13 protein-coding genes and 1 tRNA gene are annotated in these 12,333 nt (G+C 32.0%); 7 read left to right on the top strand and 7 right to left on the bottom strand.

Annotated elements, in window-relative coordinates:
* Nucleotides 1–80: 80 nt before the first annotated feature.
* The gene (locus IM744_RS00350; protein ID WP_194506100.1) at nt 81–1,124 is read left to right on the top strand and encodes an alkane 1-monooxygenase; all 1,044 of its coding nucleotides are present in this window, start codon (nt 81–83) and stop codon (nt 1,122–1,124) included.
* A gap of 79 nt (nt 1,125–1,203) precedes the next feature.
* On the opposite strand, the gene IM744_RS00345 is transcribed toward IM744_RS00350, so the two are convergent.
* Nucleotides 1,204–2,253: a T9SS type A sorting domain-containing protein gene (locus IM744_RS00345; RefSeq protein ID WP_194506099.1), complete on the bottom strand. Its 1,050-nt coding sequence runs from the start codon at nt 2,251–2,253 to the stop codon at nt 1,204–1,206.
* 193 nt (nt 2,254–2,446) lie between these two features.
* Here IM744_RS00345 and gltX point away from each other — a divergent pair, with 193 nt between their 5' ends.
* The 3 genes from gltX (at nt 2,447) to IM744_RS00330 (ending at nt 5,205) form a co-directional block, all read left to right on the top strand.
* On the top strand, nt 2,447–3,958 hold the full coding sequence (gene gltX / locus IM744_RS00340; RefSeq protein ID WP_194506098.1) for a glutamate--tRNA ligase: 1,512 nt from the start codon (nt 2,447–2,449) through the stop codon (nt 3,956–3,958).
* A gap of 9 nt (nt 3,959–3,967) precedes the next feature.
* On the top strand, nt 3,968–4,846 hold the full coding sequence (locus IM744_RS00335; RefSeq protein ID WP_194506097.1) for an ATP-binding protein: 879 nt from the start codon (nt 3,968–3,970) through the stop codon (nt 4,844–4,846).
* 68 nt (nt 4,847–4,914) lie between these two features.
* Nucleotides 4,915–5,205, top strand: a complete 291-nt coding sequence (locus IM744_RS00330) for a DUF4325 domain-containing protein (protein WP_194506096.1) — start codon at nt 4,915–4,917, stop codon at nt 5,203–5,205.
* A 111-nt stretch (nt 5,206–5,316) separates the two neighbouring features.
* Here the strand turns inward: IM744_RS00330 and IM744_RS00325 are convergent, their stop codons facing one another.
* On the bottom strand, nt 5,317–5,997 hold the full coding sequence (locus IM744_RS00325) for an outer membrane beta-barrel protein (RefSeq protein WP_194506095.1): 681 nt from the start codon (nt 5,995–5,997) through the stop codon (nt 5,317–5,319).
* Nucleotides 5,998–6,075: 78 nt separating this feature from the next.
* Here IM744_RS00325 and IM744_RS00320 point away from each other — a divergent pair, with 78 nt between their 5' ends.
* On the top strand, nt 6,076–6,999 hold the full coding sequence (locus tag IM744_RS00320) for an SPFH domain-containing protein (RefSeq protein WP_194506094.1): 924 nt from the start codon (nt 6,076–6,078) through the stop codon (nt 6,997–6,999).
* Between the two features lie 44 nt (nt 7,000–7,043).
* On the opposite strand, the gene IM744_RS00315 is transcribed toward IM744_RS00320, so the two are convergent.
* From IM744_RS00315 to IM744_RS00300, 4 genes are all read right to left on the bottom strand, one after another.
* Nucleotides 7,044–7,259: a hypothetical protein gene (locus IM744_RS00315; protein ID WP_194506093.1), complete on the bottom strand. Its 216-nt coding sequence runs from the start codon at nt 7,257–7,259 to the stop codon at nt 7,044–7,046.
* Nucleotides 7,260–7,345: 86 nt separating this feature from the next.
* The gene (locus tag IM744_RS00310) at nt 7,346–8,500 is read right to left on the bottom strand and encodes a GNAT family N-acetyltransferase (RefSeq protein ID WP_194506092.1); all 1,155 of its coding nucleotides are present in this window, start codon (nt 8,498–8,500) and stop codon (nt 7,346–7,348) included.
* 63 nt (nt 8,501–8,563) lie between these two features.
* Nucleotides 8,564–9,043: a DUF1761 domain-containing protein gene (locus IM744_RS00305; protein WP_194506091.1), complete on the bottom strand. Its 480-nt coding sequence runs from the start codon at nt 9,041–9,043 to the stop codon at nt 8,564–8,566.
* Nucleotides 9,044–9,097: 54 nt separating this feature from the next.
* Entirely contained in the window at nt 9,098–11,104 is a 2,007-nt protein-coding gene (locus IM744_RS00300) for a glutamine--tRNA ligase/YqeY domain fusion protein (RefSeq protein ID WP_194506090.1), read from the bottom strand.
* 67 nt (nt 11,105–11,171) lie between these two features.
* Between IM744_RS00300 and folB the strand changes: the two genes are divergently transcribed.
* Both folB and IM744_RS00290 read left to right on the top strand, forming a co-directional pair.
* Nucleotides 11,172–11,534, top strand: a complete 363-nt coding sequence (folB, locus tag IM744_RS00295; protein WP_194506089.1) for a dihydroneopterin aldolase — start codon at nt 11,172–11,174, stop codon at nt 11,532–11,534.
* 82 nt (nt 11,535–11,616) lie between these two features.
* Nucleotides 11,617–11,687, top strand: a tRNA-Cys gene (locus IM744_RS00290).
* 287 nt (nt 11,688–11,974) lie between these two features.
* Here the strand turns inward: IM744_RS00290 and IM744_RS00285 are convergent.
* A complete protein-coding gene (locus IM744_RS00285; RefSeq protein ID WP_194506088.1) occupies nt 11,975–12,325 on the bottom strand; it encodes a ribose-5-phosphate isomerase in 351 nt (116 codons plus the stop codon).
* Nucleotides 12,326–12,333 lie beyond the last annotated feature (8 nt).

Here is a 12,333-nt window from a genome sequence, read left to right as displayed (position 1 = left end):
TAATTGCCTAAAATTGGTAAGATTCTGTTAATTTCGAGGAGCTGTGTTAAAATGAAGACCAACTCAAAACTAGTTTCTCCATGAAAGACCTCAAATATCTTGCTGCTTTTTCAATTCCAATAGTTGCTTTTATTAGTATCTATTTTAAAGGATCATTCGCTTTTCTTACTGTAATTTTTTCTTTTGTAATCATTCCAATACTGGAACTTATTTTCCCTATAGAAACTGAAAATTTATCTTCGGAAGACGTTGATCATAAACTCAAAAAAAAGATCTTTGACTGGTTACTCTATCTTAATTTACCAATCGTTTATGGATTGGTTTTCTTCGGAATATACGAAGCTGTAAACACTCCAATTGAAACTTATGAATTGATTGGTATCATCTTTTCAGTAGGTATTGTTTTAGGCGTCAACGGAATTAATGTTGCTCACGAACTAGGTCACAGAAAATCTACAAATGAACGTTTTTTAGGCAAAGCATTATTGTTACCTGCTTTATATATGCATTTCTATATTGAGCACAATTTTGGACATCATTTACATGCAGCAACTCCAGAAGATCCAGCAACAGCAAGATATAATCAATCTGTCTATTCTTTTTGGTTTACGTCCGTTTTTAGACAATATTTGAAAGCATGGAAAATTCAAATAAAACTATTAAAAACCAACAAAAAGGGTTTCTTTTCGGTCAAAAACGACATGTTTTGGTATGTTTTACTCCAAATTGGATATTTAATGACTGTGTTGTTGTTCTTCGGAAGTATTGGGTTGTTGTTTTCAATTTCCGCAGCAATTGTAGGGATTCTACTCTTAGAATCTGTCAATTACATAGAACATTACGGATTGTTACGCCTTAAAACAAAATCTGGCAGATACGAACGTGTTAAAGAAATGCATTCCTGGAATTCTAACCATGTTATTGGTAGAATTGTACTCTATGAACTCACTCGTCATAGTGATCATCATTTTAAATCTTCAAAGAAATATCAAGTCTTGGATTGCCATGATGAGAGTCCGCAAATGCCTTTTGGCTATCCAACCTCTGTGGTTTTGGCAATGGTGCCTCCTTTATGGTTTAGTATTATGAATAAACGTGTGCCTAAAGAGATGGTTTTGGATTAGTTTTCAGTCGCAGTCACAGTTTTGTGTGGCTTCTGTATTGCACTTTCCGCTACTGCATAAATCTATCGTTTTGTTCAGTTTAGTTCTTTATAAACTTTTTAGTAATACTAGAAACACCATCAAAAGTTATAAAATAATACCCATGTGATAGCGATGATACATCTATATTGGTATTTGGAGAAACAACACCTTTTTTTAAGACTCTACCATTTACATCACTTATATCAAAATTTAAATCGCTTTGAAGGTTAGATATTGTAAGGTAATCTTTTGTTGGGTTAGGATATAAAACAATATTATTTGTAGAAAATTCATCAACACTTAATGATAAATCTATTTTTGATATTTTGTTGAGTTGAGATATATACATAATATCTCCATCAAAGGTAATGTCCGTAGGTAAATTTAAATTTGTCACAACATCTTCAGCGATAGTTGGTGATTGGGTAACATCTATTTTTACGATTTTATCTCCATCTACATCTGCTACATATAAATCGTTGCCTTTAAACTCTATACCTATTGGACGAATTAGGCCTGAGACAACTTCTATAGGCGTTCCATTAGGATTGTTAAGGTCAAGTTTAAGTATGTTTCCCATATTTGCTTGGCTGTAATATAAAATCCCATCTTTAATATCTATACCAATTGGAGAACTGTTATTTGGAGTATTAACAAACGTTTCAGCAGTTGGAGAACTACTAGTGATATCATACTTATATATCCTGTTACCATTATTATCTGTAAAGTATAAATCATTGCCGTTAAATTTGAGCATATTTGGTGTATTGCCAAAAAATGTGACATCAATAATGCTTGGTGTAGGATCATCAAGATCGACTTTAATAACATCACCATCTCCAAAATGGGCGATATATAGAAAGTTATCTTTAATCTCCATTCCACCAGGACTATTTAAGTTTGAAATTAATACTGTATGTACAGGGTCAGTTTCAGTAATGTCGATATAAGATATTTTAGTTGCTTGAGAAAAATATAAAATATTATCAACTAAAAATAATCTTTTAGGTTGATTTGACCCAGGTAGCAGCACTACATCAGTAACTTGAGAAAAAACAGAGGCTATGCTTAGCGCAAAAATAATTAGTGAGGTGTAGATTTTTTTCATAGTATTCTTTTCTAATTTTTATTTTGTTGCTAGTTTTTTCACAGACCGTCAAGCGTTTGCTTATTTGATTAATTATCAATGATAGAAAAAATTACAGCTAATTAAAAGTTTTCAAAGTAAAATTTAGTCTCTACTATATTTTCTTTGTTCTCTAGTCATATCAATATATCTTTGTGCCTTCAAAATAAAAATCATGAACAAACCCGTTAGAGTGCGTTTTGCACCAAGCCCAACAGGACCTTTACATATTGGAGGCGTTAGAACAGCGCTTTTTAATTATCTATTCGCTAAAAAACATAAGGGAACATTTGTTCTTCGTATAGAAGATACAGACCAAAACCGTTATGTGGAAGGTGCAGAAGATTATATCGTAGAATCTCTAAATTGGTGTGGAATCCCATTTGATGAAGGTGTTGGAAAAAACGAAAAGTTTGGACCTTACCGTCAAAGTGAGCGTAAGCATTTGTATAAACAATATGCAGATGAGTTGATAGAAAAAGGTCATGCTTATTATGCTTTTGATACTTCAGAAACTTTAGATTTCCATAGAAAAGATCACGAAGCTAAAGGAAAAACATTTATCTATAATTGGCACAACAGACTCAAATTGAGTAATTCTTTATCGCTTTCCGCAGAAGAAACGAAAGCGAAATTAGATGCTGGTGAAGATTATGTGATAAGGTTTAAATCACCTCAAGATGAAACGTTGCATTTAAAAGATATTATTCGTGGTGATATAAAAATTGACACCAATGTTTTAGATGATAAAGTATTATTTAAAAGTGACGGAATGCCAACCTATCACCTAGCCAATATTGTGGATGACCACTTAATGGAAATCTCTCATGTCATTCGTGGTGAAGAATGGTTACCATCATTAGCATTACATTATCAATTGTATGATGCTTTTGGTTGGGATGCTCCAGAATTTGCTCACCTTCCATTAATCCTAAAACCAACAGGTAAAGGAAAATTAAGCAAGCGTGATGGTGATAAATTAGGATTCCCTGTGTTTCCTTTAGAGTGGACAGATCCAAAAACTGGAGATGTGTCTAGAGGTTATAAAGAAGACGGATATTTTGCAGACGCTATGATTAATTTCTTATCGTTTTTAGGATGGAATCCAGGAACAGAGCAAGAAATTTTTAATCTGGATGAATTGATTAATGCGTTTAGTTTAGAACGAGTTAGTAAATCGGGTGCGCAATTTGATCCAGATAAAATTAAGTGGTTTAATCATCACTACATGCAAGAGCAGGATAATCATGATTTAGCTATTTCATTTCAAGATTTAAGAGCAGAATTAAAAGAGATTGATGCTCAATATATAGAAATGGTCATTGCTTTAATTAAAGAGCGTGCAACGTTTGTAAGTGATTTTTGGGACTTAAGTCATTTCTTCTTTGTTACACCTAAAGAATTTGATGAAAAGGCTTCTAAAAAAGCAATTAAAGAAGATACAGCAGATATTTTATCTAAAGTAAAAGAGCTAATAAATGGTGTTGAAGATTTCACAGTAGACAACTTACAAACCACTGTAAAAGGTTGGATTACTTCTAATGAGATTGGCTTCGGAAAAGTGATGATGCCATTACGTTTAGCGCTTGTTGGAGCACTTCAAGGTCCAGACGTATTTGATATTATTTATATGATTGGAAAAGCAGAAACCTTGAAACGTATTGATCATTTAATAACACTTAATTAATTGAATCAAATGAAAGAATATACACTAAGCGTTCCTTCAAGCCAAAGAGCTAAAGATTGGTTTAAATTTGTAAGTGAAAGTTTAAGTGAAATTGGAGAACTTGATCACCTTATAGTTGACTTTAACAGTGTTCGATTCATGGAAACTGATCACTTTGTAATTTTAGCTTGTTTAATTGAAAGCTTTCATGTTACTGGTTGTAAAGTTTCTTTTACCAGAGGTACAGACGGTTTTAATAATCATCTATTTAATATTAAATTTAAGGAATATTGGAAAGAAGGGTTTGATAGGGAAAAATTTACCATATCACATAACGAAACGACCTTATGTCTCTGGAAAATCTGTAAAAATATGATTTATTCTTATTCTGATTATGCCAAAGTTTATTTTGAAAAATTTACAAACAACAAAGATTTAGTTCCTTTAGCTTCAAATATAGATGAAGTGTTTAATAATATTTTTGACCATTCTCAATCTTCAGTTTCAGGATATATTATTACTCAATATTATCCAAAAAACAATAAAATCTCTTTTTCTGTTTGCGACTTTGGTCAAGGAATTCCTCATGCAATAAAAAACTCGGACATTGATGGTACAGATAATATTGAAGATTGGAAAGCTATTTTAAAGTCATTAGAAAAGGGGTTTTCGATTCAATCAACACCTAGAAACAGAGGTTTTGGATTAAATAATATTTTAGAGCTAACAGAAAGCTCTAATGGTGTTTTAAATATTATTTCCAACAAGGGTGTTGTTCTAAAAAGAGCAGGAGAAGTCTATAGAGCTGGTAATATGGGATATGACTTCAAAGGGACTTTGATAAAAGTTGAAGTTGACTTAAATACTTTCGAAGAAAAGGATGAATCACAACATATATTTGATTTTTAACAAAATATTGTTATATTTATGTATACTTTTGCACACATTTTGTACGTTATAGTTAAAAATCTTTTATTATGAAAAATTTGATATTGAAAGATATAGTTAAAAATTCTAGCTCAAATGAAGAAGGAATTGTGCTTTTCAACATTTTACAAGAAGCCTGTATTAATCACAACAAAATTCTTTTAGAAATTGGTTCGGATATTTCCATGTCTTCATCATTCCTCAATACATCAATAGGTGAATTCTTAGATCAATATGGTTTCTTAAAATTTAAAGAAACTGTTCAGATTAAGGGTTCAAAACTCCAATTCGATAGATTAAATTCCTATATTGTTAAATATCGCGAATTATATACAGCATAGAAACCATCAAAAATCTCTTAAAAATTTAAGAGATTTTTTTTTGCCTCATGATGACTAATATTATAAACCGTTTTAGATGGATTTCAGAATTAAAAATGATAGCTAAAAATTTTAGAATGTAATCATTAAAGCAAAAGACAACATGGTTTGATTTCCTTCAAAACGATCTGCATTGCTTAGATTAAAATCGTTGTCGTTCAACTTTCCGAAGATATTTGTAAATCCGTAACTGTAAGCAGCACGTAATTTAAAATTTCCAATACCAGCAGAAGCACCAATAACTCCATTAGCGTTGAATTTTGAAATATCACTAAGGTCTTCGGCAAACAAATTATCGTATCCTTCTATGATAAAATTCTCTTGACTGTCCTCTTTTAATTCTAACCCGCTATTGAATTGTAATTGCGGACCTAAATCTAGAGTCACATAATCTGATATTAATTTTACATGCAACAAAAATGCTACTTGTGCCATTTTAATATCATATTCTATAGGTGTTTGAGTTATGGTAGTTAAACTTGGTCTTCCCATAATTTCAAGTGAATTTTGAGAAAACTGGAAACCATAACTAACTGTGTACCATTTGTGTGGTATATCTACTGTAGCAATCATTCCACCAATAAAACCCTCACCACTTTTGGTTACAAAATTATCTGTTTTGATATCGTATTGGGTGATTCCTCCTATTAATCCAATTCCGTTTTTTATCTTATATGTTTTGTGTTGAGCTACAGAAACTGTAACAAAACCTAAACAAAACGCTATTAAAAGTATAAACTGCTTTTTTTGCATGATTTCAATGTGTGAGTTGAACAAATATAACTTAATTTAGTAACTGATTATTTTATCTAACTATTAAAAAAAACTCCCATGGAAAATTTTTATTACATACCAATTGCCATTTTAGGCTTAATTATACTAATTTCTTCTTTCTTTATCGTTAAACAACAAACTGCTACAATCGTAGAGCGTTTTGGTAGGTTTCAAAGTATTAGGCAATCTGGTCCTCAATTTAAAATCCCTTTAGTTGATAAAATTGCTGGTAAATTAAGTTTAAAAATTCAGCAATTGGATGTTATTATTGAGACCAAAACTTTAGATGATGTATTTGTACGTTTAAAGGTTTCTGTTCAATATCGAGTAATAAAGTCCAAAGTTTATGATGCCTTTTATAAATTGGATTATCCACATGATCAAATTACATCTTATGTATTTGATGTGGTTCGTGCAGAAGTACCTAAAATGAAACTAGATGATGTTTTTGTAAAAAAAGATGATATTGCATTGGCTGTAAAAGCAGAATTAAATGATGCAATGTCAGATTATGGATTTGACATCATAAAAACTTTAGTTACAGATATTGATCCAGATGCACAAGTAAAAGCTGCGATGAACAGAATTAATGCTGCAGATAGAGAAAAAACTGCTGCACAATTTGAGGGTGATGCTGCTCGTATTCTTATCGTAGAGAAAGCAAAAGCCGAAGCAGAAAGTAAGCGTTTACAAGGTCAAGGTATTGCAGATCAACGTCGTGAGATTGCTCGTGGTCTTGAAGAATCTGTAGAAGTCTTAAATAAAGTTGGGATTAATTCTCAAGAAGCCTCTGCATTAATAGTCGTTACACAGCATTATGACACATTACAATCTTTGGGTCAGGAAACCAATAGTAATTTGATATTATTACCAAATTCTCCTCAAGCAGGAAGTCAAATGCTTAATGATATGGTTGCAAGTTTTACTGCTAGTAATCAAATTGGCGAGGCTATGAAGAATGCAAAAAATAAAGAAAAGTAAATCTTAAAATGCCCTTCATAATCAAGTGAAGGGCATTTTTATTTCTAATGCTTATCCTTATATTCTGAAACCATTTTTTTTAGCTCTTCTAAATAAGAATTTAATTCTTTTTCATTGATTGTAGTAGCACTTTGGTTATTACCTTTTGGTAATGTGCTTTGAGTCTCACTTAGATATTTTTGTAATTCAGGGTAATTCGCTTCAATATCACTTGTAACTTTTGAAATATCTGTTAGTATCTGTCTTGTTGTATCGTTCATAATATATCGGTATTGATGAATATATAACCTACAAATTCAAAATTAGAATACAAAATTAGAATACATATTTAACTCTAATTTCACATTTAAAAAGGATGTCGTTCTTCCCAATCTCTTATTGGATTTGCATACTTTACCACCAATTTTAAAACCGTATTCGCAATGACATTATTGGTGTGTTTTAAATACAAATACATATTGTGAGGTTTAGCACCAACCGAACTTTTAATTTCCATTGCAGTTCTTGCAAAAATCACCTGTTTAAATTGGTGTTCAATCCCAAAAGAAGCCATATCAAATAACATATTTAGATACATTTGATGTTGATGCTGAAACTCTTGATCATAACCCAAAAAATAAGTTTCTAACTTACTGTGATTTAAAATCAACGTATAGAATCCTATAAGTTTATCATCAATGAAATAACCGAATACTTTAAAATCATTTTTAAGCTCCAATTTTAAATTATAGAAATGCTTTTCATGCAGCTTAAATGAGTTGACTCCTGCGTTATCAGACACGTTCTCATACAATTGATATAATTGATCACCAAGCGAGAGTACATCATCCAGAGATAGCTCTTTCTTCTCAATACTATTACTCTTTTTTAAAGCAGTTCTATAACGACTACGATACTTTTTATTAAAAGCTGCGATATAATCTTGAGGTGATTGCCACTCTGTCTTTACATCAAAAATCATGTTAGGTTGCACTTGTGCTTTGTACAATTTTTCTCTTCGGAAATAGGCCTCACTCCTATGAATCGCATCCTCTTCAAAATAGTCTTTATAAGCAATGATTCTTATCTTCTTTTTATGAGTGATTTTAATTTGTTTTGACAATGCTTTTAAAGCCTCTGAAATCGTATTTAGATATTGATCTTGAGTTATGTGTTCTGGATTAAAATACAATCCATGTTGGCCTGTGTGCATTAAATTACCAACTATGAGTGCATTTCCTTTAACAATATTTGAGATGAGCACTTTTCCGAAGCGTTTAAAAAATTGGTTTGAAGTTTTTCTAAAGACGTCATCAAAATACATTTCAACACGTTGAATAATAGCAATGCCAACTAAAATTTCCGAAGAAAAAATACCAAGAAAATATGTAGAAATATTACTTGGACTCGAATGTTCTAAGGCTTTTAAAAAAGGTGTTTTTAAGAAAACATCATCAACCAGAAGTTCGTCCCAAGCTTGAGGTAAATCTTTAACTGAGTTGTATAATTTAAAGTCTATCAATGCAAAAAAATAAAGGCTGAAAATATGATTTAAAGCCTTTTGTATGTATTAAATGATTAAAATTTATGCAGTCCATCCAGAAATAATACTTCCCATAATTGTCAAGCAAACAATCCAATAACCTGCATTTATACTTATGTATTTAAAACTTTTACGTTCAAATAAAGCATTAATTGCAATGATTGGGAGCGCAAACATTACACCTGACATCGCTCCATGCAATGCTCCATGTCTGTAAGTACGCCATTTACCTTCAAACTCTTCAAGAAATGCTTGAGTTGTTGCTCCATCCAGTTGACCTTCGGTTAAACCGTAAACTCCAAATTCATGAATCACTAAGAAGTTTGTAAAAAACGCTAGTATAAGTGATAAAAGAATTGACACACCAAAGATGATTGCCATGTTTCCACCTTTCATTTTGGCTTCTGTCATTTCTGCTGCTTGCATCCAGGCAGCACCAAATACTTTTGGGTTGTACCAAATAAAACCTAAAACAATAGGCACTAATGCTGTAACAAGTATTGCTAAATAATTAAATCCCATGATAAATTGGTTATAGTTAGTGCTTGTAATTTACGAAAAAACGATTAGAGGCTTTTAGATTGCCTTTGCCTCAGCTACTAAAAGTTCATTTTTATCATCCAGCGCTTTAGAAATAAAATCGTTGATAGCATCGTTTTTTTCTAATCCGTTGTCTAGTAAAACACCTAAACTTATCATTGTTATTATTCTCGTTCCTACTTTTTTAGCTGAAGTTCCAAAGAGAGCTTCAACATCTTCATAAGACACATTTTTGGCTAATTCCTGAATTTCAGCTTTAGCTTTTGCTCTTTGGTCGTCTTTCATTCTATCATACTTTTTACCGTATGATTTTATCTGCTCTATCGCTGGACGTTTATTTTGTTGCTGTGAGTTATTGTTTTGATTCTGTTGTTGAGGCTTAGGTTTTTGTTTTGCCCAAGAATCTCTTAAACCTACAATTTTATTAAACACCAAATGATCTGCTTTAGAGTCATCATCTACGTTAAAATACCCTAAACGTTGAAATTGAAAACGATCACCAATATTTACATCTGCTAAACTAGGTTCTACAAAAGCTTCAATAGTTTTAAGCGAGTTTGGATTAATAAACTCCATAAAATCTTTGTCTTGGTGACTGTCTGGAGCTTCGTCCATAAACAAACGATCGTATTCTCTAACCTTAGCTTTTATAGCATGTTGGATAGAGACCCAATGTAAGGTTCCTTTGACTTTCTTTTCGGTATCTGTTGTATATGTACAGTGGATTTCTGTGATGTTTCCTTCAGCATCTTTAACAACACTTTCTGCTTTTATTATATAAGCGTTTTTAAGTCGTACTTCACCTCCTAATTTCAGTCTAAAAAAGTTACTACTTGCTTCTTCTTTGAAATCTGCTTTTTCAATATAAATTTCTTTAGAGAAAGGAACTTTTCTAAAACCTGCGGTTTCATCTTCTTGGTTGTTTTCTGCCTCTAACCATTCTACTTTATCATTTGAATAATTGGTTATGATCACTTTTACTGGATCTAAAACAGCCATCACTCTTGGAGCAGCATAGTTTAAATCTTCACGAATACAGAATTCTAATAATGATACATCAATGACATTTTCTCGCTTTGCAACCCCTACTTTATCAATAAATGTGCGAATAGAATTTGGTGTATAACCACGACGTCTCAAACCAGAAATGGTAGGCATTCTAGGATCATCCCAACCAGAAACAACATTATCTTGAACCAATTTGAGTAACTTTCGCTTACTCATAATTGTGTAACTTAAGTTTAAACGTGCAAATTCACGTTGTTTTGGTTGCATTGGTAACTCATTTGCTGCGTAACCATACACATGCTCCTTAAACCAATCATAAAGCTCTCTATGAGGCTTAAATTCAAGAGAACATAAACTGTGAGAAATTTGCTCTATATAATCACTTTCGCCATGTGTCCAGTCATACATTGGGTAAATACACCAATCATTAGCTGTTCTGTGGTGATGTTTCTTTAAAATACGATACATCAATGGATCACGCATGTGCATGTTTACATGTTGCATATCTATTTTTGCTCTTAAAACATGAGATCCTTCATCAAACTCTCCCGCTTTCATTCTTTGGAATAAATCCAAATTTTCCTCTACAGATCTATTGCGATATGGTCCATCAATTCCTGGCTTTGTTGGTGTGCCTTTTTGAGTTGCCATTGCTTCACTCGATTGTGAATCTATATAAGCCTTACCATCTTTGATAAGTTGAACTGCCCAATCATAAAGTGTTTGAAAATAATCTGAAGAGTATAACTCATTTGCCCATTCATAACCAAGCCATTCAATATCACGCTTGATAGCATCAACATATTCTTGCTCTTCTTTTGCTGGATTGGTATCGTCAAAACGAAGGTTTACTGGTGCTTTGTATTTTTCACCTAAACCAAAGCTAATACCAATAGCTTTAGTGTGACCAATGTGTAAATAACCATTAGGCTCTGGCGGAAAACGAAAACGTAACTTGTCTTTTGATAGCCCGTTTTTTAAATCTTCCTCTATGATGTGCTCTATAAAATTGAGCGATTTTGTTTCTTCAGACATTTTTTTAAAAATATAAGGCAAAGTTATTAAATATTTGCGTCATATATTTGTTTTAAAATAGAATGCTTTGGGAATAATAAAAGTTGAAAATATAAGAGTTTTTGCAAACCATGGTTGCTTAAAAGAAGAAACTAAAATTGGTAGTAACTATCGTGTAGATATAGAAATTAAGGCAAATCTTCAAAAATCATCAAAAACAGATGAATTGAGTGATACTGTTGATTATGTATTGCTTAATAGAATAGCAAAAGAGGAAATGCAAAAACCCTCTAAACTACTAGAAACAGTTGTAAAACGTATGTTGACACGAATATTTGCTGAAGAAAAACTAATAAAAAAAGCAACGGTTAGCGTTAGTAAATTGAATCCTCCAATTGGTGGAGATGTTGAAAGTGTAACGATTAAAATGACCGAAAGACGAAAAAAGTAAACGTTTGTATTGTTAAACGGTAATTTTTTATAAATTTGCTCTCTCGCTAGAAATAACGAGATACCTTTTTAAAATTATAAAAGGTGTCGTGGCCGAGTGGCTAGGCTTTGGTCTGCAACACCAACTACAGCGGTTCGAATCCGCTCGACACCTCAAGAAAGAGTTACTTTTAAGTAGCTCTTTTTTTTTATCAAATTTTGAGAAAATTTGTATTAAAGTATTTTAGCGGTTCAAATGAAAATATCTTATACCTCAAAAAACCTTCAACTTCCGTTGAAGGTTTTTTTATTCTTAAATTTTAAGAAAATTTAGATTAAGATAATACAGCGGTCCAATACAACGATTAAAAAACATGGATTGACACCTCAATAAGCCTTTAACTTAGGTTGAAGGTTCTTTATTTTTTAAATTTTATAGATTTCTGTGCTCGCAGGAATTTGTCAATTAAACCAAACCGCATAACGTTGTCTTCTCAACTCTAAAGCTAAGGTTTCTTCCATTTTAAGCGCTTCTGCTCTAGTAGAAATTGGATCAATATGATTGTAGAGACTTGGTCTTAAATAGGAACCGTATTTTTCTACGATGTTAGCAGAAATCTTGTAGCCTTTCTTATTACGATGTCCTGTTTTGTGTTGTAAAAATCGCTCTTTAGGTGTTTTACTGGTCATCCCAACATAGAGACATTCTAACACACCATTAAATTGCGGATTAGCTTCTCTAAACTTTCGGTTTTCTGTAAATACTCGTTTGGATAATTCTACGACGTAGATGCGATATTCGTTTTTTGCCATAAGCTATA

It is taken from the genome of Psychroserpens luteus, from assembly GCF_015319355.1.
In the GTDB taxonomy this organism is placed as follows: domain Bacteria; phylum Bacteroidota; class Bacteroidia; order Flavobacteriales; family Flavobacteriaceae; genus Psychroserpens; species Psychroserpens luteus.
Note: the sequence above shows the minus strand (reverse complement) of the source record. Positions and strands in the feature narration are given on the sequence as shown.